The sequence below is a fragment of the Paenarthrobacter sp. NEAU-H11 genome (assembly GCF_050573415.1).
GTDB lineage: Bacteria > Actinomycetota > Actinomycetes > Actinomycetales > Micrococcaceae > Arthrobacter.
In genome coordinates this window covers 221,219-244,916 of the sequence record NZ_JBNZGA010000002.1, presented here as the reverse complement: position 1 = coordinate 244,916, position 23,698 = coordinate 221,219, and the positions used below count along the sequence as shown (strand labels likewise).

The window sequence follows — 23,698 nt, the reverse complement described above, 5'->3', positions numbered from 1 at the left end:
CTGAAGAAAAGCTTCTCTCACATCGTGGAACTTCACTGGAACTTCATCCCCGCTCGTCCGCGTTTCCTCCACCTTCCTGCTCCAAACACAAAGGAGTTTTTTGTGAGCACTTACCAGCAAGTCGTGGACCCTCTCTGGGGTTCCTTGGGCCTGTCAGCCCTCTGTGCGGCGTTGCCGTTGATCCTCCTGTTTGTCCTGTTGGGCGTTTTCCGCGTGAAAGCCGCCAAAGCTGCGCTGGCCAGCCTGCTGCTGTCCATCGTCCTGGCGGCGGTCGTGTGGCAGATGCCGCTGGACCAGGTGTTCAGCGCCACGGCCGCCGGCGCCTTCTATGGCTTCTTTCCCATCCTCTGGATCCTGATTAATGCCCTTTGGGTCTACAAACTCACCGTCGCCACGCCATGGTTTGATGCCCTGGGCCGGACCATCCGTTCCATCTCCAATGACCTGCGCATCCTCTCCATCCTGATCGCCTTCTGTTTCGGCGCCCTGCTGGAGTCCCTGGCCGGCTTCGGCGCACCGGTGGCCATCACCGCCGCAATGCTGATGGCGGCGGGCATGAAGCCCTTCAAGTCCGCTGTTGTCTCATTGCTGGCCAACACGGCGCCGGTGGCCTTTGGTGCCATGGCCGCGCCGATCATCGCCCTCAACGGCGTCACCGGCCTGCCGCTGCATGACCTGTCCTCGATGGCCGGCCGCCAGACGCCTTTCATCGCCCTGATCGTGCCCCTGCTGCTCGTCTTCATCGTGGACGGCAAGCGCGGCCTGAAGCAGACCTGGCCCGTTGCCCTGGTGGCCGGCGCCGTGTTTGGAATCTTCCAGTTCATCACCTCGAACTTCTTCGCCGTCGAACTCACGGACGTTGTGGCGGCCGTAGCCACGGTGGCGGCCGTGCTGCTGATGCTCCGTGTGTGGCAGCCCCGTGAAATCATTGAGATGTCCGGGCAGGTCAGCGGTTCGGAGCCGGACGAGGATGAGCTCGCCTCGGGCCCCGTCACGGACGGCCGCAACGGCACGGACGGTGCCAGCGGGACGCACAGGCCCAGCGGAAGCTATGGCTCACAGGGTTCGCCCGCCCGCCCCTCCTCGGGAAGGGTTCCGGCCTCCGCCTCGGTGACCGAGGCCGTCTCCGCAGCAGCAACCACCCGGGTCATGGCGCCCGCCGGCAGCACGGCACAGCGGCCCGGGCAGCGGGAAATCTGGATGGCCGTCGCCCCGTACCTGATCATCATGGCCATCTTCTCAATCGCCCAGATCCCGGCGGTGAAGAGCTGGCTGAGCGTGGCCGGAAGCGTGAGCTTTGCCTGGCCGGGCCTCGATGTTGTGGACGCAGACGGAAAGCACGTCGCGGCGCAGAAGTTCAAGTTCGACCACCTCAAGGCCACCGGCACGCTCCTGCTGATTTCGGGCGTGATCACCATGGCCCTGTACCGCATCCCGGCAGCCGCCGGCTTCCGCATCTACGGGGAAACCCTCAAGCAGCTGCGGTGGACCATCGTGACCGTCATGTCCGTCCTGGGCCTGTCCTTCGTCATGAACCTGTCCGGGCAGACCACCTCCCTGGGCCTGGCACTCGCCTCGGCCGGCGGATTCTTCGCTGTCCTCTCACCGGTGATCGGCTGGCTCGGCGTCGCCCTGACCGGCTCCGACACCTCGTCCAACTCCCTCTTCGGCCAGCTCCAGGTTTCCGCAGCCGAACAGACCGGACTGCCTCCGGTCCTTATGGCGGCGGCCAACTCCTCCGCCGGCGTCATGGGCAAGATGCTGTCCCTGCAGAACCTGGCAGTGGCAGCGGCCGCGGTGGGCCTGGAGGGATCCGAAGGCACACTCTTCAGGAAGCTCCTGGGCTGGAGCCTTGGGCTCCTGGCCGTGATGATCCTCCTGGTCCTGCTGCAGTCGACACCGGTACTTGGCTGGATGGTTCCCTAAACGCCCCGCCGCCCCTACAAATGAAACAGGGCCGGGGGAGTGCGTCCGCCCCCGGCCCCATGCCCACAGAAACAAAGAGGTTTCCCTTCCATGAGTACATCGGCAGTTGCAACAGCATCAGCGGCGCTTCTCACCGCAAGCGCACATGCTTCCACGGATCTGGACGAACGTGTCCGGGTGAGCACGGACCGCTCCGGCTACGTTCCTCCCAGCCTCCCTGACGGCGTCGTCTACGCCACCAGCACGGAGGAGGTGGTGGCCACCATGAAACTGGCGGCGGCCCACAACGTGCCGGTTGTTCCCCGCGGGGCCGGGACGGGCCTGGCCGCAGGAGCGTCAGCCCGGGCAGGTGAAGTGGTCCTTGACATGGCCCGCATGAACCGGATCCTCCACATCGACCCGGTGGAGCAGCTGGCGGTGGTTGAACCCGGCGTCATCAACGCGGAGGTGAACGCCGCCGCACGGGAGCACGGACTCTTCTACGCCCCGGATCCGGCCAGCACGGCCATCTGTTCCATCGGCGGCAACATCGCCACCAACGCCGGCGGCATGTGGTGCGCAAAATACGGCGTCACCCGGGAATCCGTCCTGGCGCTGCGTGTTGTCCTGCCCGACGGCCGGGTGCTGCGCACGGGAAGGAACACCATCAAGGGCGTGACAGGGTACGACCTGAACGCCCTGATGATCGGTTCCGAAGGAACACTGGGCGTGGTGGTGGAGGCCACCCTGCGCCTGCGGCCGCGGCCGGTCCAGACCGCCACTGTTGCCGCCTATTTCCCGGATGTGGATGCCGCCGCCCTGGCTGCCTCTGCCATCATCGCCGCGCGCCTGCAGCCCTCGGTGCTGGAACTCATGGACGGCCCCACCCTGGAAGCTGTTGATGCGGCGCACGGCACCAGCCACCGTTCCAAGGGCGGCGCTTTCCTCCTGGCGCAGACCGACGGCTACGGCGCCTTCCTCGAACAGGATGTCCTCCTCCAGGCCATCCAGCCGTTCGCCAGCTACATCGAGAAGGCGGAGGACGCGGCAGCAGCGGAGGCGCTCGTGGCCACCCGGCGGGAAGCGATCCCGTCGCTTGAGAAGCTCGGCCGGGTCTCCATCTGCGACATCGGCGTGCCGCGGAACAGGCTGGCGGCAGTCTTCGCCGGCCTGGAAGACATTTCCCGGAAGACCGGCGTCCGGATCTTCAACGTGGCGCACGCGGCAGACGGCAACCTCCACCCGATGATCGTCGTTGAACCGGACGAATCCATCACCGATGGACCCGCCAAAAAAGCCCTCGGTGACATGTTCTACCTGGCACAGCGCCTGGGCGGCACGCTCACGGGCGAGCACGGCGTCGGCCTGCTCAAGCGCGACTGGCTCGAGGACGAGCTGGGCGGAACCTCGCTCGAACTCCAGCGCGCCATCCGCAATGTCTTCGACCCCCAGGGAATCCTCAACCCCGGCAAGGCAATCTAGCAGTCCGGCCGCCGCGGCGGAGGGGGAGGAAAGGGGTGGCGGCGCCGGTTCCGTTGCCCCTTTCCGCCGTCCGCGCGCCGGCGCGAACGCAGTGATGTTGGTCCCGTAGGGCAGGATGGAAGCATGGCGGAATCAGCAGCGGAATCTTCACCGAAGCGGACCTACGATGTCCTGCTGGACGACGTCGAAGCGGGCCTCCGCTCCGGGCGCTTCAAGGCAGGGGACCAGCTTCCCGGAGAACGCATCCTGGCGGAGAACTACGGCATCTCCCGCGCCTCCGTCCGCGAAGCCATGCGCCTCCTCGACGCCATGGGGATCCTCCGCAGCTCGAACAAGTCCGGCCCCAAATCCGGCGCCGTCATTGTCTCAGAGCCGTCGGCGGGACTGTCCTCCACCCTCCGCCTGCACGTCGCCAGCAGCCGCCTTCCGGTGGAAGACATTGTCGAGGCCCGCATCCTCCTGGAAACCTGGGCGGCCCGGACCGCGGCCGAAAAGGACAACCCTGAAGGTATCGAGCGGGCCAGGGAGCTGCTCCTGGCGATGGATGCCCCGGACATCGATCCGGAAACATTCCACGCCCTGGACGCGCAGTTCCACCTGGCCCTCAGTGCCCTGGCAGGCAACGCGGTGATTGAAACCATCATGGATTCCCTCAGCGGCTCCATACGCGGCTATATCAAGGACGCCCTTGCGGCCCTGGGCCAGTGGCCGGTGGTCCTCGCCGAGCTGAGGGCGCACCACCACGCAATCTTCAATGCCGTGGAAGCGCGGAACGCGGACCTTGCCGCGGACCTGCTCCGCCGCCACGTTGGCTGGCTCCACGAGCAGACGGCCAGGGCCCGCTCCTGAGCATGCCCGGTGCCTAGCCGGCAGCAGCGTCCGACGGCGGCAGGTCGGCTTCCGGCCCCGGCGTGCCTCCCATGGCGGCCACGAGACGTTCGCGGGCGCGGCCAAGGTGGACGTCCAGCAGCTGCGCGGCTTCGTCCCCGCGGCCGGCCTCGATCAGTTCCAGGAGCTTCTGGTGCTCGGCCTGGATCAGGGCGGTATCCAGGAGGTGCAGTGACTGCACGCGGGACATGCACAGCCGGACTTCGCCCACCAGCGACAGGTACATGCGGCTGATGCGTTGGTTGCCCACCGCGTCAATCAGGCTGGTGTGGAACCGCATGTCCGGTTCCACAACGTCAAGCGGGGCGCCGGTCTTCAACGCCGCAATATCGTTGTTGGCCTGCACGGCACCCGCCGGCACCGTCCGGCCGGACGCCAGCCGCCGGAGCACTTCGCTTTCCAGGTACGCCCTGGCCAGGTAGATGTCCCGGACCGATTCCGGCCCCAGGTCCACCACCCGCGCGGTCTTGTGGGTGCCGCGGTCCAGCAGCCCCTCGGCGACGAGCTTCTCGATCGAGGCCTTGGCGGTGGGGCGGGCCACCTCGTAGGAAGACGCCACATCCGTCTCGGTGAGCGCCACGCCCGAGCCGAGTTCGCCGGAGAAGACGCGGCTCCGCAAATCCGCGGCGATCGCATCCACGATCGAGACTGCTGCAACACGTCCGGCCACTGGCGTTCCTCCCAAAACTGTCCCCGTTTCCTTATTTTGCCAGACAAGTCAGCATCTGCACTTGACCGTCATGTGTACTTGTTAGACAATTTGAGGGCGCCACGGAGTTGTGACGCCTAACACAATCTGGAGACACATGTTTCAGCAGATCCTCGACCCCATCGCCGGGTCCCTACTGATTTCAGCCCTCTGCGCGGCTTTTCCGCTCATCCTGCTCTTCGTCCTTCTGGGCGTCTTCAAGGTCAAGGCCCCCATAGCGGCCCTGGCCAGCCTGGCGCTGTCCCTCGTGCTGGCCGTCGTCGGGTGGCGGATGCCCGCCGGCCAGGCCCTGGCCGCCACCGCCGCCGGCATGTTCTACGGCCTGTTCCCCATCCTGTGGATCCTGGTCAACGCGCTGTGGATCTACCGGCTCACCGTGGCCACGCCGTGGTTTGAAGTGCTGGGCCGGACCATCCGGTCCATTTCCAACGACCTGCGGATCCTCTCGATCCTGATCGCCTTCTGTTTCGGCGCGCTGCTGGAGTCCCTGGCCGGCTTCGGCGCCCCCGTGGCCATCTCGGCGGCAATGCTGATGGCGGCGGGCATGAAGCCGCTGAAGTCGGCCGTGGTCTCGCTGCTGGCCAACACGGCGCCGGTGGCCTTTGGTGCCATGGCCGCGCCGATCATCGCCCTGAACGGCGTCACCGGCCTGCCGCTGCATGACCTGTCCTCGATGGCCGGCCGCCAGACGCCCTTCATCGCCCTGATCGTGCCCCTGCTTCTCGTCTTCATCGTGGACGGCAAGCGCGGCCTGAAGCAGACCTGGCCCGTTGCCCTGGTGGCCGGCGCTGCCTTCGGGGCCGCGCAGTTCGTCACCTCCAACTACCTCGCCGTCGAACTGACGGACGTGGTGGCCGCCGTCGTCACCGTGGCCGCCGTCCTGCTGATGCTGAAGGTCTGGCAGCCGGCAGAAAACGTTGGCATCGGAGGTGCCGTGGAGGCTGCTCCGGAAGCCGCGCATGCTGGGGCCGGCGCCCGCGCGGGTGCCCGCTCCGCCGGGTCAACAAGCGGACCGGCTGCCCCGGCCGCAGGAACCGCCGCCGCAGCCGGCGCCAGCATTCCCACTGACAACTCCCGGCCCGCGCCGCGCCAGATCTGGATGGCGATCGCCCCCTACCTGATCATCATCGCGGTCTTCTCGGTGGCCCAGATTCCCGCGGTCAAGGCATGGCTGAGCCAGGTTGGCAGCGTGACGTTCGCCTGGCCCGGCCTGGACATCACCGATTCCGCCGGCAAGCCCGTGGCGGCCACAAAGTTCAAGCTGGACCACCTCAAGGCCACCGGCACCCTGCTCCTGCTCTCTGGCATCATCACCATGGCGCTCTACAAGATCACCGCATCGCAGGGCCTGCGCATTTACCGGGACACCCTGGTGCAGCTCCGGTGGACCATCGTCACCGTGACCGCCGTCCTTGGACTGTCCTTCGTCATGAACCTGTCCGGCCAGACCACCACGCTGGGCTTCGCCCTCGCCTCGGCCGGCGGCTTCTTCGCCCTCCTCTCGCCGCTGATCGGCTGGATCGGTGTTGCCCTGACCGGCTCGGACACCTCCTCCAACTCGCTGTTCGGGCAGATGCAGGCCACCGCCGCCCAGCAGACCGGACTGTCGCCGGTGCTGATGGCAGCTTCCAACTCCTCCGCGGGCGTGATGGGCAAGATGCTGTCGCTGCAGAACCTGGCTGTCGCCTCGGCGGCGGTGGGCCTTGACGGCGCCGAGGGGACCCTCTTCCGCAAGCTCGTCGGCTGGAGCCTGGGCCTCCTGGCCCTCATCACCGTGCTGATCTTCCTGCAGTCCACCCCCGTCCTGGGCTGGATGGTTCCCTGATGGTGTCCCTGGACCTCGCCGGCCTCCGCGCGGCAGTCAATGATCCCGCCCAGGTCAAAACCCGGGCCATCGACCTCCATGCCAATGCCCATGACGCCTCGCACTTCCTGCTCATCCCGCAGGCCGTGGTGACGGCCGGCAGCGCGGCGGACGTGGGCGGGCTCCTGCGCGCGAGCGCTGAGCAGGGCGTCCCGCTGACCTTCCGCTCGGGCGGCACCAGCCTCAGCGGCCAGGCGGTCACCGACGGCGTGCTGGTGGACGTGCGGCGCAACTTCAGGGACGTTGAAGTGCTCGACGGCGGCGCGCGGGTCCGCGTGCAGCCGGGCGTCACCGTGCGGGCGCTGAACGCGCGGCTGGCACCGTACGGGCGCAAGTTCGGCCCGGATCCGGCCAGCGAGGCGGCCTGCACGGTGGGCGGGGTGGTGGCCAACAACTCGTCCGGGATGAACTGCGGCACCGTGGACAACGCCTACCGGACGCTGGAGTCCCTGACGGTGGTGCTGCCCTCGGGTACGGTCATCGACACCGGGGCGCCGGACGCGGACCACAAGCTGCGGACGCTGGAGCCGGAACTGTACGAAGGCCTGGCGCAGCTGGCCGCCCGGGTACGCGGCAACAGCGAGTCCGTGCGCCGGATCCGGCAGCAGTTTTCCATGAAGAACACCATGGGCTACGGCCTGAACTCGCTGCTGGACCACAGCACCCCGGTGGACATCATGGCCCACCTGATCGTGGGTAGCGAAGGCACGCTGGGCTTCGTGGCGGAGGCGGTGTTCCGCACTATCCCGCGGCTGCAGCACGCCGCCACTGGCCTGCTGGTCTTCCCGGACCTGCAGGCCGCGAACGCTGCGCTGCCGGAACTGGTGGGGACCGGCGCGGCCACGGTGGAACTCATGGACGCCCTGTCCCTGAAGGTGGGCCAGGCACTGAAGGGGACTCCCGCCGTCGTACGCGATCTTGTGGTGCGGGACCACGCCGCGCTGCTGGTTGAATACTCGGCCGAAGGGCCGGACGAACTGGCCGCCCTGCGGCTGGGCGGCGAGGGCATCCTGGCGGGGCTGAACCTCTCGGCCGAGGCCCGGTTCACCGGTGACGCCGCGGCGCGGGCCGGGCTCTGGCACCTCCGCAAGGGCCTGTACGCCTCGGTGGCCGGCGCCCGCCCGCAGGGGACCACGGCCCTCCTGGAGGACATTGTGGTGCCCGTGCCGGCGCTGGGCCGGACGTGCCGGGAACTGATCGGGCTGTTCGACAAGTACAGCTACAGCAACAGCGTGATCTTCGGCCACGCGAAGGACGGCAACGTCCACTTCATGCTCACGGACGGTTTCGCCACGGCCGAGGAGCTGGAAAGGTACAGCTCGTTCACGGAGGACATGGTGGACCTGGTCCTGGGCGAGGGCGGATCGCTCAAGGCCGAGCACGGCACCGGCCGGGTGATGGCGCCCTACGTGCGGCGGCAGTACGGTGACGAGCTGTACGGCGTGATGCGCAGGATCAAGCAGCTGTTCGATCCTGCCGGGATGCTGAACCCGGGCGTCCTCATGGACGACGATCCGCAGGCGCACCTGCGCCACATCAAGACGGCGCCGCCGGTGGCGGAGGAGGTGGACCGCTGCGTCTCCTGCGGCTACTGCGAGCCGGTGTGCCCCAGCAAGGACCTGACGCTGACGCCGCGGCAGCGGATCGTCACCCTGCGCGCCATCGAATCCGCGCGCCTGGCCGGGGACACGGCGCTGGTGAAGCAGCTGGAAAAGGACTACGACTACGAGTCCGTGCAGACCTGCGCGGTGGACGGCATGTGCCAGACCGCCTGTCCCGTGGACATCAACACCGGCCTGCTGGTGAAGCGGATCAGGCGTTCGGATGCCGGGCCCGTGGCGAACGGCGCCTGGAACGCCGCGGCGAAGCACTGGGAAGGCGTCACCCGCGGCGCCTCGCTGGCCCTGACCGTGGTGGACAAACTGCCCGCTGCGGCCGTGGCCGCGCCCAACAAGGCCGCCCGGGCGGTCCTGGGGACGGACACGGTGCCGCTGCACTCGCCGGAGCTGCCGGGCGGCGGTTCCGTGCGGAAGCGTCCGACGCCGGACGGGGCGCCGGACGCTGTCTACTTCCCCGCGTGCGTGGGGACGATGTTCGGGCCGGCGGGCCAGGCCGGCCCAGGCCAGGCAGGTTCTGCCGGCGCGTCTGCAGGCCGCGGCGTCCAGTACAGCTTCGAGCAGCTGTGCGGGCGCGCGGGCATCACCCTGCTGGTGCCGGCGGGCATTGACGGGCTCTGCTGCGGCACCCCCTGGTCCTCCAAGGGCATGGTGGCCGGCCAGGCGACCATGCAGGAGAAGACGGTGGCGGCGCTCCGGGAGGCCACCCGGGACGGCGAACTGGCCATCGTCTGCGATGCGTCCTCCTGCACCGAGGGCTTGCGCCAGGCCGTGGAGTCGGACGTTCCGCTGGCGGGCCAGCGGCCGCTGCGGATCGTGGACGCCGTGGACTTCGCCGCCGAGCACATCCTGCCCAAGCTGCCGGAGCACGCAAAGCTCGAGTCGCTGGCCCTGCACCCCACCTGCTCCTCCACGCGCATGGGGATCAACGGCTCCCTGGATGCGGTGGCGGCTGCGGTGGCGGAGAAGGTGGATGTTCCGGTGAACTGGGGCTGCTGCGCGTTCGCCGGGGACCGGGGCATGCTCCACCCCGAGCTCACCGCGTCCGCCACCCGGAAGCAGGGGGAGGAAGTCGCGGAAATGGGGGCGGCGGCCCATGCCTCCTGCAACCGGACCTGCGAACTGGGCATGACCCGGGCCACCGGCGAACAGTACCGGCATGTGCTGGAGCTGCTGGAAGAGGTCACCCGGTAACCCCCATCCACCTCGCCCGGGACGCTCTCTCACTTGACGTGTGTTTTTGACCGACGCTCTCTCACTTGACGTGTGTTTTTGACCGACCCTCTCTCACTTGACGTGTGTTTTCGGCCAACGCTCTATCAGTCGCCGTGCGGGAGGTGAAAGAGCGTTCGGGAAAAAGCCGCAGTAAGTGATCGAGCGTTTGGCGGCCAGCCGCACCTTCCTGCCCAGTTGCATTCGGGGAGACACCCTCCAAAAGCGGGACACGCCGTCGTTCGCGGCGCGTTGCACGGGGGCGGGGAGGGCACCCGGGCAGGAACGCACGACGACGGCGTGCGGCTGCCGCGTCAGCCGGGCGGAGCGGTGACGTTTCACGCAGGGCTGCCGACTTGGTATTCTCTGAGAGGTCATGCAGCGGCCTCTCAGTGTTTCCCGGGGGTCCCGTCTGTGACCGCGCCGCTGTCCGCATGGCCACGACTGCCCTCCACCCCCCGCCAATAGGCACCTCGCCATCGTGCGCAGGTATGCCGGCGCCATGGGATCCACTGTGCAGAAAACATCGTTTTCGCGCCCCTGCAGGGACCCGCGGACCGGCGGGGATATGGCCTCGGAATCCTATTGGGGGTTGGGCCATATCCTTCGCCCCGCCGTACGGGTTTGGCATTTGATTTGAATAAACCCCGGACCTATGCTTTTTCCAGGCGCCCCGATGTATCCCCCAATAACATCGGGGCGCTTCCATGTCCGCAGGAATATCGGTTTCAGCTGGCTCATTCGCCAAGCTGCAGCGTGGACTGTAACGCCCCCGTAACGCGGCGGATGATCATATGTCTCGCGTCTTTGCATTCGTTCCTGGGGTGCCTCATGTGAAGGGGATCAGTGTTATGCCGTGGCTGATCGATCTCACAGGGCAGCAATTGTGGGCCCGGGAGGCGATCGCCGCGCTCAGCGCAGGAGGTGTGGCCCTGGCGGAATCCGATGCCCCGGCCGGCGGCTCAAGAGCCGGCATCATCTTTTCCGCATCGGATTCCCAGGACCTGAGGGCTGCACTCGGGGCAGCCGAGTATGGCCGGAGCCGGGTGATGGTCATCGGGCCACCAGGGGGCAAGCTGAAGCCCTGGCCCGTGCTGGACGCCGGCGCAGCGGAATGCATTGCGTGGCAGGGGCAAGTACCGGCGGTATCGGCGTGGATGCAGCGGATCCAGGATGTTGAAGCGGTCCTCGATTCGGTTGCGGTCCGGGAAAAACTGACCGGCAACAGCCCCGCCTTCAGGTCCGCGCTCCGGGACCTCGTGGTGGCGGCGCGGTTCGGGCACGGCCCCATCCTGATCCAAGGCGAAACGGGGACCGGCAAGGAGCTGGCGGCCAGGGTGGCCCATGCCGTCAGCCACCAGCGCGGCAACCTGGTGACCGTGGACTGCACCACCATTGTGCCCACCCTGATGGGGAGCGAGCTTTTCGGCCACGAGCGCGGGGCATTCACAGGTGCCGTGAGTGTCCGGACCGGAGCGTGCTCAGGGGCGGACCAGGGGTCCCTGTTCCTGGACGAGGTGGGGGAACTGCCTCTTGACCTGCAGCCCGAACTGCTCCGCGTGGTCCAGGAGGGCACTTATAAACGCGTCGGCGGCGACAAGTGGCTGCACAGCAAATTCAGGCTCATCTGTGCCACCAACCGGGACCTCAAGGGTGAGGTGGCGGCCGGCAGCTTCCGCGCCGACCTGTACCACCGGATCGCCGCCTCGATGGTCACCATGCCGCCGCTGCGGGAACGGGTGGAGGACATCCTGTCCCTCTTTGCCCGGTTCTGCCGGGAGGTCAGTGGTTCACCTGCGGATCCGGACGTGGACAGCTCGGTCCAGGACGTGCTGCTGCGCAGGGCCTACCCGGGCAACCTCCGCGACCTGCGCCAGCTGGCCTTCCGGATTGCCGCCCGCCACGTGGGTCCGGGCGCCATCACTCCGGGCGACCTGCCCCGGGAGGACCGGCCCGTCTCCACGCATCCCGCCCCGGCCGCGGGAACAGCTGCAGGCGGCGATCCTTTCAGGGCCGCGGTGGCCTGGGCCGTGGACCGCGGCCTGGGACTGCGCGAAATCAAGGAACGCGCGGCGGAGGCGGCGGTGGACGTGGCGGTGGAGCGGAGCGGCGGAAACGTGCACTCCGCTGCCGCCATGCTGGGACTCACCGACCGGGCCATCCAGCAGCGGCAGGCCAGGAAAACCGGCCCGGACGGCGCGTGTCAGACCCCCGAGGACAGCTCGTCCGCCACCTCGCGCCAGTAACCGTCGCCCGTCTCCTCCGCCAGTTCGCGGAACAGTTCTTCGAGCTCGCGCCACAGGACGTCCGGGCCTTTCCGTCCCAGCCGCTGGGGCCTTTGCCGGGGGCGCTTGTAAGCCTGGGCGAAGGCGTCCCGCACATACGATTCCACGGTGAGGCCGAACAGGTCGGCCTTCTTGGGGTGGGGAAACGGGATCATCCTTGGCAGCTCCACTTTCGGGAGCTCGCGGCGGGACAGGATCAGGCGGTCAAGGCCGGGCAGGGAACTGCCCTTCACCAGTTCGCTGCCGTTCACCTGGTGGGCGAACACGCGCACGTGGGTGGGAGGGCCGGGCTTCGCGGACCAGGGTGAGTACGTGACCAGCCAGATCGAATTCCGTTCCGGCTCGCTTCCCTGCATCCAGGCCTGCCGGGGTGCACCGGCCCGGCTGCGCGCCGCTTTGCTTTGCTTTACGTAGTCGCGTAGCTGGTTCAGCCCCTTCCTGATTGCCGCAGGGTTGTCCGGCTTGATCTCGGCGAGGCCCGCATCGGTGATGGTTTCGGGTCCCTTGCCCAGCGTGGTCATGGCCATGTTTCAGTCCTCCTGGAGTGCGTTGTGACATTACGGCGGGCGCCGGCGGCCTTCCGGGCCGGACCGGTCAGCCGCAGGATGTTGCCGGCCAGGACAAGGTCCCGGTCTTCGGGCATCAGGCCAAGCGCGAAGATCTTGGCGAGCTCCGGGGCCGGGTGCAGGTACGGCCCGTCGCTGCCGTAGAGCACCTTGTGGGCGCCGGCGCGGGCAACGGCCTCCTCCAGCAGGTCGAAGTACCGCACCCCGGACGTGTCGGTAAAGACGTTGGGCAGCCGCACCAGCAGGCCGATCAGCCGCTTCTGGGCACGCCAGTCATCGGCGAAGGAGGACAGGTGCGGCACGATCCACGGCACATTGGGGTGCCGCCCGGCCAGGTAGGCCACCCGCTGCACGTCCCCGCCGGGGTCGAACAGGACGGGCAGGCGGTGGCGTTCTGCGGCATCGGCCACTTCGTCCGTGGCCATCGCGTCGGACCAGTGCACCTTGATCCCGCAGGCATGATGTCCGACGGCGGCAGCCACCACGGCGCCCACCCGTCCCCGGTCCCTGGCGGGGTTCACAAACACGTACCAGAGCCACTTGCCGGGATCGCGCCCGGCAAGCTCCGCGACGGCGCGGTTGGCCGCCGCATACGTCCGCACCGGCGCTGCCATCAGCACCGCCCCGGAAATCCCGGCGGCGGCGGCCCGGGCCTGCCACTGGGCGAAGGACGTTTCCGGGTCGGCAGGCCCCAGCGGAACGCCGGCGGTGCCTACGTGCACGTGCGAGTCGATGACCAGGTGCTGCATCACGCCGCCCGCCTGTCCCGGGTGACCTGGGCGAGGCCCCGGACCAGGCGGTCAAGGTCCGCCTGCGAGTGGTCCGCCCGTACCACCGCGGACAAGAGGGCGCCGGGCTGGCAGCGGGGCAGCTGCACCAGGGCCTGCACGCCCCGGGCCGCGAGGCCGTTCCGCCACCGCCGTGCCTGCAGGAGCGAATCCGTGCGGGTTCCCACGATGGGGAACGGCAGCCCCAACGGGGCCAGGCCCAGATCGTTCAAGGCCTGCCGCAGCCACAGCGTGAGCCGGAACAGGCGGGCACGCAGGCGGGGAATGCGGCTGTTGCCGAGGGCGCTGAGGCCCGCGCCGAGATCGGCTGCCGACGGCGGGCTGCTGTGCAGGCGGTTGCCGCCGAGCCGTGCCAGCCTGCTGATGGCCCCGCCCTCCCCGGTGATGACCGTGACCGGGGTCCCGTACGCCTTCGCCAGCGACGCAAGCCACACCACGCCGTCGTGCTTCAACCCGGCCCACCGCAGCGTCCCCGTTCCGTCCCCGAAGCTGCCCTCCGCGGACCGCCGCCCCAGGACGCCGAAGCCCAGGGAATCGTCCACGATCACCTGGCCGCCGGTCTGCCCGGCAAGGGACTGCATCGCGGCGAGCGGAGCCGGCCGGCCGCACCCCTGGCACCAGCCGTCGGTCAGCACCCACGTCCTGGTGTGGGGTACGACGGCGGGCGGCCGGAAGTGCGGGAACGTCACCATCCGTACGCCGCGGGACTGGGCGGCCTTGCAGGCCCACTGGGACAGAGGGTACGCACCTTCATCCACCAGGAGCAGGTCCCCCGGGCGGGGGAGTGCCTGCAGCACGTCCATCAGGCCGTGCAGGGCCGAGCGGGCCACCAGTCCGGACGCGGCCTGCTGCCGTTCGGCGATCTCCGACGCAAGCATTCCGGCTTCCGGCACTTCCCGCAGCGCCGCCGGGACGCCCGTGGTGAACTCTGTCCACGGACGGAAGCCGGCGCTGGGGTGGTGCTGGCCGAGGAAGAGCGCGGACGTGAAGTCCGCCCCGCCGTCGGCCCTTCCGGATGCTGCGGACATCTCCGCGCCTCAGTACCGGACGAGCTTCTGGGCCAGCCGGCGCTGCAGCAGCGTGGACGGCATGGTGGTGTCCACCCGCTCACTGAGGTCCACGCCGGTGACGGCACGGTAGGCGTGGATGTAGCGCTGGACGGACGGCTTCCACGCGAGGGCCCAGTTCTCCGCGTCGTCGCCGTCCATGTCGGATTCGTTCCAGCGCCCGTGGCGGACGGACAGCAGGAGTTGCTCGCCGTGGAGAGCCAGGTCGTAGAAGTGCGTGATACTCGCGTCCGACCAGCCCTGGATCGACTTCATGGTGTCCACCCGGTCCATCCACGGTTCGTCGTAGGGGACCATCGTGCGGCCGCCCAGGAACTCGCGCATTTCCGGCTGTGCGAGCATCCACTGCACTTCGACGGTTTCGATGCGGGCCGTGACAGAAAGATCGGCGAACTGGTTGTTGGCCCCGTTCGCCAGGACCAGGTGAAGTTCCCGCAGGCTGCTGAGCAGGGGAAAGGCATCCGCGTCCACCGTCTTGTCGTTGTGCTCCTTGTAGAAGTGATGGCATTCGTTCAGAAGGCTGTGGAACGCCTGCAGGAACTGGGTCCTGCGCTCCACCAGCAGTTCAGCCGGCGGGATGGCGCGACCGATCAGCTGCAGACCGTACTGGTACTCGTACTCGGCAGCGCGGCGCCGCAGGGAGAGGCGGTCCTTTTCCGCTTCCGCGAGCCCCCACAGGAGTCCCCGCAGCGGCAGGAGCGGGCTGACCGCCAGTCGGGAGAGCGGATCCCCGGCTGGTACCGCACGGCGGTTCTGGAAGCGGGCCAGGATCCTGTTCAGGGACTGGAACAGCATTCCCTCCTCCAGCCAGTACACGTAAATCAGCTCGGTAAACGGCACGAGCCGCAGGGGGTACTGGCTTCTCTGCGGGAATCCCGGCGGGAACGGTGCCGGCTGGTCGTCCCGTTCCTCGCTCACGTAGGAGCCCTTGATCGCCGCTTCCTGGCCCGGTTCAGGTTCCCAGTCGGGCGGACTGAACGTGTAGCCGAGGGCTGATTGGGTAACAAACTTCGTTGCCAGCTCGTGAAGTTTGTCGTAGGTCAACGATCCGTAGCCCGGAAAGGTCGTAAGGCGCCCTGCATTGTGTCCGGCAAACCGGGTGAAGCGCTCAAACCTGATGTTCTTTCCCACGCTCTGGATAAAGGTCCACAAGTGCGCGTGCGTGCTGCTGGGCTTCGCGTTGGGCTCAAGGGCAACCCTGACAATGGGAGGGGCTTCGCGGCGCTTGACGATGAAGGTGTCAAGCGGTTCCCAGCCTGTTGCAGTGGTCTCTGCCTTCTTGCCCGCCTCCACCTTTCTGATTTCACGGAATTGAACCTCGTATTCGCCCGGATCCGGAATCAGGACCATCGCGTCAAAGGAGTCGTCGGGCTCCAGATGCGCAGTGACCGGGCCCGCCGGAAACCCGCTGATGGGCATTGGGCCTCCTCCGTCGCGGATGACCTGGAACTCGTAGTCGCCGCCTTTTTCGGAACTGAGAAGTTCGAAATGCAGGGCCACTTCCTGTCCGGCATATACCGGTTCGGATGGCCGTCGGGTGAAATCCATGGCTATCTCCTTGTTGTTAGTGCTGTTGTGGTGAAGGTGTGCGGTGAATGTCCCCGGACAGGTGCCGGCGAACCCATGAGGTCCAGGCTGCCCCGGACTGCCCAGGCGGTCAGCAGCGAGGACAACCGGGAGCTTTCGTCCGCTGCCGTGATGCGTCCGGCCGCCTTGGCCTGGCCCAGGACGGCGAACACCAGGGCCGGCCGCTGCCGGGCCATGACGCCGAAGTCGTCGCCCCATGCCTGGTGGAGGCGAAGCAGTTGCCCGGGCTGGCGCTCGCCGAGGGGGAAGATGGAGCCGAGTTCGCGGCCGTCTGCCAGCGGCACGGGGTGCGTCAGCAGCAGCTCAACGAGGTCCCCGATCCGGGCTTCGCAGTTCCGGATCCAGGCGGCGTGTTCGGCCGGCAGGCCGGCAAGCGGATACATCGCCTTCCAGACCCTGGTGAGTTCCTGCCACTGGGGGTGCGGGTAGAGGGCGTTTCCCATGGCGGCGGAAATCAGCACCCGCAGGTACGGCATGGGGTGCGGGTCGGTGCCGCTGGGGCGGAAAACGAAATAGCGCGGGAGGCTCACCACGGCCAGCAGCCCGATGGTCGAGGTGATGCCCACGGTGGCCACGGACCACAGGTCCGCCACCATCTCGCTGACCCACTGGGAGAACGCCTCCCATATGCCGCCCGGGTTCCCGGTGGTGCGCCGCTCGATCTCGGCGCGCAGGGAGGGGACCAGTTCCAGCTGCGCCGCGCCCTGGTGCCCCACTTCATGGACCAGTGACGAGGCGATCCCGCTGCCGATCATCCGCTCCCGGGGAAGCCGGATGATGCCCACGGGATTTGGCTTGCCCCCGGGGAGCCGGGTTTTGGCCCGGCGGATCGCAGCACCCGCACCCCTGGCGAGGTAGACCACCAGCCTGGTGTCGCCGTCGTCCGACGTTTCAACCCGCAGCGCATCCTGCGCGAGGATGTCCAGCCCGGAGAGCCACACGCCGGTGGAGTGTTCGCTGCGCTGGGTCACCACTTCGGTGAAGAGATCGAACTGGGCCAGGACCACGTTGAACTGCAGGCGGATGAGGACGAACCGGTGCTGCTGCTCGGCGGCCGTGGCGAACTGTCCCTCGCCGTGCAGCCAGTCCAGGAAGGATGCCAGCTGCCGGCGGAGGTCGTTGCGCCCGGAGTGGAGGAACCGTTCGATCAGCAGCTGGGCGTCCCGGGGCAGGGCAGCGGCGAGGACCATCGTTTCGTGCATGACGAACGGCTTCACCTGGTCAAGGCGGGTCAGCAGGCCGGTTGCTTCGCTCTCGATCAGGCTGGTGCTGAGGGTCTTTGTGTCCATCCGGCTCGCCTCCCTTCTGCTCGTCGCCTGCGCCGTCACACGCCGAGGAGGATGACGCGTCCGTCACGGCGGATCCACCGGCCTTCATCGGCGCCGCCGTTTGAGTTGCCGTTCGAGCCGCCGTTTGACTGGCTGTCCCAGCCTTCGTCCGGGGCGCCCCACACGGCACCTGCATACTGGTCGCCGTAGATCCGGGTTCCGCCGCGGTAACTGCGCCGCGCGGCGCGGCGGGAACGCAGCAGGGACGGTGCGTACCGCCGGGCCGCGCTGGTGGCCGCGGCGCGGGCAGCGGCGGCCGGCGGCACGGACACAGGGGTGCGGGCGGCGTTGCGGTAGGAGGCCCGGGCAAACCGGACGTAGCGGCGGGCCGCTTCCTCCTCGGCCTCCGCTTCATCCATCGACTCGGCCTCCTCGGCCTCGAGCAGCCCGCCGGCCAGGGAGCCGAGCTTGCTTCCAATGGCAGTGCCGACGCCGGGAGCAACGAAGGAGCCGATCGCGCCTCCCACGATGGGCAGCGCCTTCTTGGCCACCGATTTCAGGGCACCGCCCAGGGCCTTGCCGATGGGTGATTTGACGAACTTGGAGGCGTTCCGCACCACGCTCCGGGCGAGCTTTCCCAGGAACTGGTCCAGCTCCTCCTCCGAACTGATGCTGAGCAGCTCCATGGCCAGCTCGGACTCCAGGTTTTCCTCGTTGTCCTGCTCGCCTTCATAGCCGCTGAAGCTGCCTTCGTCCTCTTCCTCCTGCGCCCAGGGGAAAGCCGATTCAGTCTCGCCTGCGTAGTAGTTGGTGCTCATGTCAATGTCCTTTGGCTTGGTTGTTCTGTGGGTGGGGTTATCTGGCGCCGATGATCACGATGTTGTTGCCCCGGCGGACCCAGCGGCCGCTGTTCGCAGGGGAGCCGGCCCGGCCTGGACGCTTCAGCAGCCCCGGAAGGTGCTGGCGGGCCGCGGCGGTTGCGGCCTTCTGCGCGGCGAGGGGGCCGGGGACGCTCTTGGGCATGGACGCGGCGCGCTGGGCCGTGGAGGTGGCGAACCGGACAAACGCCCGGGCGGTCTCGAGGTCGCGGTCCTCCGGCGAGAGGCCCTCAAGCTGGAGCCCCGTCTCGAACCTGCTGCCGAGCCACTTGCCCACCTGCCGTCCGGCCTGTCCGCCGGCGCCGGGGACGATGTAGTTACCCACGGCCTGGCCGAGCTGCGGAAGTGCTTTCCGCGCCGCGGACTTCAGGATGTTGCCCACGGCCCTGCCGGCGTCGGATCCGGCGAAGTCGCGGGCCGCGGAAACGGCCCGCCTGGCCAGGCTGCCAAGGAACTGGTCCAGCTCGCCTTCGTCGCTGACGGCCAGCAGTTCAGCGGCCAGGGACAGTTCATCCATCTCCTGGCTGTCGGTCTCGCCCCAGAATTCGCCGGCGCTGTCCTCCCTGGACTCTTCCGCCTGGAACGGGGATTGTTCGCCTTCGAAGGAGAAGCCGGATTCTTCATCCATCACCTCGCCCCAGGTGCCTTCGTCCTGGCCTTCGAACAGGGCCCTGTCGATGTCGTGCATGAGTATTTCCTTCCCGGATGCTTGCAGGTGCCTTGGGGGACACCCTCGCGGAACACCGCATACCCCTCCTACTGCACAATTCGTGCCAACACGGACGGGTGCTTCGGGGAGGGGCGGATCGCTGGCAGTCGGCGCATCCGCGGCACCGCGGAGCCGAAGCCGGGTTCGCTCCCGCGAACGCAGGTTCGCGGCGGGCTCCGGTTACTGGAGGGAGTGGCGGTACTTGGTGACGGTCCGCCGGGCGATGCTGAAGCCCTGGCGGCTCAGCTCTTCGCGAAGCATTTCATCGGACATGCGCTCCGGGCCGGCGTCGAGGAGCCCCTGCAGGGCAGCCCTGGGGGCTAGGCCCTTGCCGAACAGGCAGGAAAGATCGGCAACCGCGCCGGAGGGCAGCCGCAGCCGCTTCCCGCGGACAGCCCGGCTGACGGTGGAGGGGTGCACGCCGATTTCCTCCGCCACTGCGGTGCGGGTGAGCGGCCGGTGGTGCCCGTCGCCGTGGTCCAGGAAATCCTTTTGCCGGGCCACGGCGCATTCGGTGATGCGGAGCAGGACGCTGGCCCGGCGGTCAACCTGGTAGATGTGCCGCTGCGCCGCAAGTTCGTGCTCCGCCAGCCACTGCTTCGCCTCGGGAGCCCTTTTCACGCCGTCGGATAGCTCCACCAGCCTGAGGCCGAACCAGGCGCTCGCGGGCACCTCCACCTCCAGGGACCCGTCGGGCCTGCGGTAGAGGAACACGTCGGCGGCGGGGGCGGCGTCTGTCCGGCCGGTCTCCGCGGCGGCGAACGGCCTCAGCCGTTCCTGGATGATGGCCAGCCCCTTCCGGACCTGCTCTTCCGGGATCCGCAGGGCGCGTCCGACGTCGGCAGTGCTTCCCGCGGCAAGGTCGCCCAGGTGGTCGCTGACCAGGCGGGGGAGCCAGGCCGGCGCCCCGCCCGCCTTCACCAGCGCCTCGGCCTGGGCGGCCAGCAGGGCGGTGACGCTCGCTGCCCCGATGCCGGGCGGCCCCACGGCGCGGAGGGCCCGGAGGGCTTCCTGGACCTGAACGGTCTCCAGCCCGTGCAACTCCGCGATCTCGTCCGGCTCCGCGTCCAGGGTGCCCCGCTGCGTCAGGTGTCCCATCACGTATTCGAGGGCACCGCGGGAGTCCGGCCGCACTTCCAGCCCGGCATCTGCTTCAAGGGTGCTGAAGGGGTCAATGCCCGGCTCGGGCCCGTCCTGGTAGTGCAGGGCAGCGCCCTTGTCCCGGCAGCGGTAACAGGAGCCGGACTGGACATGGCGGCCGCAGCCGGGGCACGGGTGGCCGTCCATCCGCTCCAGCATCGGGTTCTCGGCCAGGCAGTTTTCGGTGGCCTGCTGCACCTCCAGGTGGGTCATGGCCAGCATGCCCAGTGCTTTCAGCAGGCCGGGCAAGGCGCGCAGCTCAGTGGCGAGCCCCGCCTGTAGCTCCATGCCCTGGCCTGCCGGTCCCACAGTGACCATGGCTCAGGCTAGCCTCCGTGCATCGGGTAACGGAAGTTCCTACGGGAGCGTACGGAAGCACAGGTGCGGCCCTGGCGTGGGGTGACACCAACTCGGTCCAATGACCCGGCGTCCCTTCTTCGGTAACGCCGTAGTAACGACGTGTATGAGCAACTGAAGACGTGCTCAGCGAGAAGAAGATTTTGGAGACGACCAGTGAGTCCGGGCAAGATCCGTGGCAGCAAGCAAAGCCTTAGGCTCGGCCGGGGGCTTCGCATACACACACCTGAATCAGGCCGGCTTCGTTCTACATCGCGGACGGCACCAACCACAAACGGTGCGGACCTGAGTCATTCCGTCCTGCAATGGTTCGCCATTATTGCACCCCTCACCACCGTTGCCACCGCTCTGTCATTCTGGTTCGGCTGGACCATGACTGCTACTCGCACCGCATATTTTGGCATTGACCAGAGTGTCCTCGAGTATTCAACCGTGGATTATTTGCTTAGAAGTGCGGACGCATTGATCGTTCCCGCGATAGTAATCCTGCTTATCTCGGTTCTGTGTGTAGGAGTTCATGCTCTTACAGTCAATGTCATTCGGCGGGCGATTGGTTTTGGATATGTTCAAATATGCGCTGGATTAGTACTACTGGTGGGAGCATTTGTCACCTCACTTGCAGTGTGGTCGATGTTCGATGAACTACCCTTTGGCACCTCCTTCCTTTTTGAACCCGCTGCCCTGGGTGGCGGAACCGCTGGCAGCGCATACGCTTTCTGGGTTCTTCGGCGAACAGCGCTGGGCGATCAAAGGCTGAGGCGCTTGCCGATGTGGGAGAAGCTTGGCTATGTGTCCGTTGTCCTGCTGGTGGTTGTGGCTTTGTTCTGGGCCTGTTCGTCATACGCCGGAGCGCTGGGTACGGGCAGGTCCAAGGAATATGCGCGGGATTTGGCTAAGCGTCCCTCAGTGACGGTCTACAGTGTCCAGTCCCTCGCGATGGGAAGCTCCGTCAAGGAAGAGCGCATTTTGGTTCCCGGGTCGAAGTACGGGTTCAAGTACACCGGGCTCAGGTTCGTGACGCTGAGTTCCGGGAAATACTTCCTGCTATCCGAAGGGTGGTCACGCACGGCCGGTGCCGCAATTGTTCTGGAAGAAAGTCCAGAATACCGTGTTGAATTCGAGCCGGGAGAAGGTTAATTAAATGGGACGTAGGACCACGTCTATGGCAATGTTGACGGCTATTCTCCCTATTGCACTGGGCGCCTGTGCGCGGAATCCTCCATCCGGCGGCAACGGCGTCAGTTCAGCTGCACCCGTTTCGGTGGTAAATCGCGTGAAAATTGGCGATGAGAACTGGCTGTTTCTACCTGGCGGTGACGGCAGCAGCGTCGAAGCTGGCACCATCGAGTCTTTTGAGGTCGTGAATGACACCGGCTCGGATATCGTGCCTGATGTTGGACTGAACAAGACCGCTTTCAAGATAGAAATCAATGGGTGCAGGACAATTCTCAAGCCAGGCCAGACTTGCACGGTGCGCGGTGAGTGGTTGGCTGAGGGTGCCAGGCAGACCACATTGGACGTGGCCGTTACGAAGCAGAATGTGCCGAATGCGACCACGAAGCGGATTTCAGTCCCACTTGCCGCAAGCTCGAGTGCTGACGCACCCCTTCAGGCCATTTCACCTACACCTGTCACCATCTCCACAGGCACACCGTCACCGCCTGAGACTTCAACTACTGCTACGTCAACACCTTCGACTTCGATGACTGATACACCAACATCTTCCGGTACGCCTGGTCAGGCACCCTCGGCGACTTTAAGCGGCTCGCAGCGACGGTGATTGGTCCGGCCCGTGTCTCATCTCATGCACCTTGCCATGTCAACGGGGTGCGTCAGTTTCCCAGGGAAGGGTCAGCGGATGGAATCTGTGGTTTCGGACGGGGCAGCCGCCTCTGGCGGTGACAAGACGCCCTCACCGTTGAACCACTTGCTCAACAGCAGTGGTTTCTGGGGAGCAGCGGGCGCTCTGTTAGGTGCGCTCGTTGGCGGTATCTTCACCTTCCTCGCGGCGGCGATGTCCACGTCAGCGGAAGCCGAGAGAAGCCGTCATGCTTTCTTTCTTGCAGAACGGGTGGCTGTGTATTCGGGCCTCCTGGGTGATGCGCAAGCCTTCCAGTTGTCGGCTACGCGATACAACAGCCTGGCGCAGCTCAATGCCCAGGACACGCCAGAGGCCAAAGCGGTCCTCGAAGAAGCCAAGTCGGACTATGACAATGCAGTTGCCGCGTGCTGGAAGGTGCAAGTCATCGCCACGGCGCCCGTCCAAGAAGCCAAGCAATCCATCGCACGGGAGTTGGACGAAGCATGGAAATATCTGGGCGATAGCACCGACGAAGCGGCCTCGTATTTCGGTGGGATTGACGAGGACATGACAAACCACACCACACAGTTTGCGGAAGCCGCTGGCAAGGAACTCGAGGCTGGGCGCTGACGGGGCCAGCCCTTCCGGCCCGGCCGACCCGTATCAGCGGCCGCCCTGTTGGGACTGAGTATTCCAGGGAGGCGAGAGCTTGCGGCCCAGCGGACGTTCCTGCCCAGTTGCTGTCGGGCGAGGGCGGTCCAGAGGTGCGACGCGCCGTCGTCCTCGGCGCGCCGCACCCCGTGCCAGGAAGGTAACCGGGCAGGAACGCACGACGGCGGTGCGCGCCGGTGCGGGGAAGTACCGGATTGGCCGGATTGATAGAGCGGGTCAGGCGCCGGTCCAGCGACGCAGCGTGCTGTTGATGAGGCCGATGAGCACTGCAGTCCACCAGCAGGTCTGGGAAACGGTCAGTGCGATCAGGAGCCGAAGACGCAGCCTCTTTGTCAGCTCGCTGAAGCGTGTGCTCGGCGGGAGCGCGAGCAGCCGGTGCATGGCCGGTGCGATGCTGAGGCCGTTCAGCATCAGCACTAGGACGGCCACGAGTTTGACCACTGTGACCGTGCTGGTCAGGTCAGGGCTGATCAGGGCGCCTGAAACCAGCAGCAGGGCGAGGCCGCCCCAAATGAGCGGCTTTGCGGCGGCCTCAAGCTTCCCGGACTCGTGCATTTCCATCTTGCCAAGCAGCCACAGCAGTCCCAGCCAGTCGACCACCAGGATGGTGCCGAACGACAGCACCAGGGCGAGGATGTGAACGGCAAGGCCGATCCGGTGGAGTTCCGGCCCGCAGTCCACATAATGCCCCACGAGCACCGAAGCCAGCCATCCGGCCGTGCACAGCACCCCGAGGAAAACCAGTCGCTGCCTGTGGCGGCGTGACAACGGTGCCGGCGGGCGCGCCGGTCCTGTTTCCGGCGCGCCCGCCTCCGGCGTGCCCGGCCGGAGCGCCACGCCTGTCATCGCGGAACCCGGCTTCGCCGCCCGCCATAGCGCCGCGAAAGGGTGGAAAGTGACATGT

19 protein-coding genes are annotated in these 23,698 nt (G+C 67.1%); 9 read left to right on the top strand and 10 right to left on the bottom strand.

Annotation, left to right across the window (positions count from 1 at the left end):
- Nucleotides 1-102 precede the first annotated feature (102 nt).
- The 3 genes from ACQ3DC_RS03695 to ACQ3DC_RS03685 all read left to right on the top strand — a co-directional run bounded on the left by ACQ3DC_RS03695 (nucleotide 103) and on the right by ACQ3DC_RS03685 (nucleotide 4,236).
- Nucleotides 103-1,926, top strand: a complete 1,824-nt coding sequence (locus ACQ3DC_RS03695; protein ID WP_430751567.1) for an L-lactate permease — start codon at nucleotides 103-105, stop codon at nucleotides 1,924-1,926.
- A gap of 90 nt (nucleotides 1,927-2,016) precedes the next feature.
- Nucleotides 2,017-3,387: an FAD-binding oxidoreductase gene (locus ACQ3DC_RS03690; RefSeq protein ID WP_157241392.1), complete on the top strand. Its 1,371-nt coding sequence runs from the start codon at nucleotides 2,017-2,019 to the stop codon at nucleotides 3,385-3,387.
- A gap of 123 nt (nucleotides 3,388-3,510) precedes the next feature.
- Nucleotides 3,511-4,236, top strand: a complete 726-nt coding sequence (locus ACQ3DC_RS03685; protein ID WP_430751566.1) for a FadR/GntR family transcriptional regulator — start codon at nucleotides 3,511-3,513, stop codon at nucleotides 4,234-4,236.
- Between the two features lie 13 nt (nucleotides 4,237-4,249).
- Here the strand turns inward: ACQ3DC_RS03685 and ACQ3DC_RS03680 are convergent, their stop codons facing one another.
- Nucleotides 4,250-4,945, bottom strand: a complete 696-nt coding sequence (locus ACQ3DC_RS03680) for a GntR family transcriptional regulator (protein WP_321214265.1) — start codon at nucleotides 4,943-4,945, stop codon at nucleotides 4,250-4,252.
- Nucleotides 4,946-5,081: 136 nt separating this feature from the next.
- Between ACQ3DC_RS03680 and ACQ3DC_RS03675 the strand changes: the two genes are divergently transcribed.
- The 3 genes from ACQ3DC_RS03675 to ACQ3DC_RS03665 all read left to right on the top strand — a co-directional run bounded on the left by ACQ3DC_RS03675 (nucleotide 5,082) and on the right by ACQ3DC_RS03665 (nucleotide 11,922).
- Complete coding sequence (locus ACQ3DC_RS03675) at nucleotides 5,082-6,809, top strand: L-lactate permease (RefSeq protein ID WP_157241398.1); 1,728 nt, start codon at nucleotides 5,082-5,084, stop codon at nucleotides 6,807-6,809.
- Nucleotides 6,809-9,658: an FAD-binding and (Fe-S)-binding domain-containing protein gene (locus ACQ3DC_RS03670; RefSeq protein ID WP_430751565.1), complete on the top strand. Its 2,850-nt coding sequence runs from the start codon at nucleotides 6,809-6,811 to the stop codon at nucleotides 9,656-9,658. Before ACQ3DC_RS03675 ends, ACQ3DC_RS03670 begins: the two co-directional genes overlap by 1 nt.
- Before the next feature lie 869 nt (nucleotides 9,659-10,527).
- The gene (locus ACQ3DC_RS03665) at nucleotides 10,528-11,922 is read left to right on the top strand and encodes a sigma-54-dependent transcriptional regulator (RefSeq protein ID WP_430751564.1); all 1,395 of its coding nucleotides are present in this window, start codon (nucleotides 10,528-10,530) and stop codon (nucleotides 11,920-11,922) included.
- On the opposite strand, the gene ACQ3DC_RS03660 is transcribed toward ACQ3DC_RS03665, so the two are convergent.
- The 8 genes from ACQ3DC_RS03660 to ACQ3DC_RS03625 form a co-directional block, all read right to left on the bottom strand.
- The gene (locus tag ACQ3DC_RS03660) at nucleotides 11,880-12,488 is read right to left on the bottom strand and encodes a hypothetical protein (RefSeq protein ID WP_430751563.1); all 609 of its coding nucleotides are present in this window, start codon (nucleotides 12,486-12,488) and stop codon (nucleotides 11,880-11,882) included. The two genes, ACQ3DC_RS03665 and ACQ3DC_RS03660, sit on opposite strands and share 43 nt — an antisense overlap.
- Nucleotides 12,479-13,276 carry an amidohydrolase family protein gene (locus ACQ3DC_RS03655; RefSeq protein WP_430751675.1) on the bottom strand — a complete coding sequence of 266 codons (798 nt, stop codon included), beginning with the start codon at nucleotides 13,274-13,276 and terminating at the stop codon, nucleotides 12,479-12,481. Before ACQ3DC_RS03655 ends, ACQ3DC_RS03660 begins: the two co-directional genes overlap by 10 nt.
- On the bottom strand, nucleotides 13,276-14,343 hold the full coding sequence (locus tag ACQ3DC_RS03650; RefSeq protein ID WP_430751562.1) for a hypothetical protein: 1,068 nt from the start codon (nucleotides 14,341-14,343) through the stop codon (nucleotides 13,276-13,278). The genes ACQ3DC_RS03655 and ACQ3DC_RS03650 overlap by 1 nt, the downstream gene beginning before the upstream one ends.
- 9 nt (nucleotides 14,344-14,352) lie before the next feature.
- Complete coding sequence (locus tag ACQ3DC_RS03645; protein WP_430751561.1) at nucleotides 14,353-15,930, bottom strand: hypothetical protein; 1,578 nt, start codon at nucleotides 15,928-15,930, stop codon at nucleotides 14,353-14,355.
- 2 nt (nucleotides 15,931-15,932) lie between these two features.
- A complete protein-coding gene (locus ACQ3DC_RS03640; RefSeq protein ID WP_430751560.1) occupies nucleotides 15,933-17,258 on the bottom strand; it encodes a hypothetical protein in 1,326 nt (441 codons plus the stop codon).
- A 35-nt stretch (nucleotides 17,259-17,293) separates the two neighbouring features.
- Entirely contained in the window at nucleotides 17,294-18,055 is a 762-nt protein-coding gene (locus tag ACQ3DC_RS03635; RefSeq protein ID WP_421093894.1) for a hypothetical protein, read from the bottom strand.
- A gap of 37 nt (nucleotides 18,056-18,092) precedes the next feature.
- Nucleotides 18,093-18,803 (bottom strand): hypothetical protein, encoded by a 711-nt coding sequence (locus tag ACQ3DC_RS03630; protein WP_430751559.1) that lies wholly within the window; start codon nucleotides 18,801-18,803, stop codon nucleotides 18,093-18,095.
- A 201-nt stretch (nucleotides 18,804-19,004) separates the two neighbouring features.
- Nucleotides 19,005-20,282, bottom strand: coding sequence for a hypothetical protein (locus ACQ3DC_RS03625; protein ID WP_430751558.1), 1,278 nt, complete (start codon nucleotides 20,280-20,282; stop codon nucleotides 19,005-19,007).
- A 195-nt stretch (nucleotides 20,283-20,477) separates the two neighbouring features.
- Here ACQ3DC_RS03625 and ACQ3DC_RS03620 point away from each other — a divergent pair, with 195 nt between their 5' ends.
- The 3 genes from ACQ3DC_RS03620 to ACQ3DC_RS03610 all read left to right on the top strand — a co-directional run bounded on the left by ACQ3DC_RS03620 (nucleotide 20,478) and on the right by ACQ3DC_RS03610 (nucleotide 22,752).
- Entirely contained in the window at nucleotides 20,478-21,458 is a 981-nt protein-coding gene (locus tag ACQ3DC_RS03620; RefSeq protein WP_430751557.1) for a hypothetical protein, read from the top strand.
- A 25-nt stretch (nucleotides 21,459-21,483) separates the two neighbouring features.
- The gene (locus ACQ3DC_RS03615; protein ID WP_430751556.1) at nucleotides 21,484-22,101 is read left to right on the top strand and encodes a hypothetical protein; all 618 of its coding nucleotides are present in this window, start codon (nucleotides 21,484-21,486) and stop codon (nucleotides 22,099-22,101) included.
- A 78-nt stretch (nucleotides 22,102-22,179) separates the two neighbouring features.
- A complete protein-coding gene (locus ACQ3DC_RS03610) occupies nucleotides 22,180-22,752 on the top strand; it encodes a hypothetical protein (RefSeq protein ID WP_421093899.1) in 573 nt (190 codons plus the stop codon).
- A gap of 258 nt (nucleotides 22,753-23,010) precedes the next feature.
- Here ACQ3DC_RS03610 and ACQ3DC_RS03605 read toward each other — a convergent pair whose 3' ends face one another.
- Nucleotides 23,011-23,640 carry a hypothetical protein gene (locus tag ACQ3DC_RS03605; RefSeq protein WP_430751555.1) on the bottom strand — a complete coding sequence of 210 codons (630 nt, stop codon included), beginning with the start codon at nucleotides 23,638-23,640 and terminating at the stop codon, nucleotides 23,011-23,013.
- Nucleotides 23,641-23,698 lie beyond the last annotated feature (58 nt).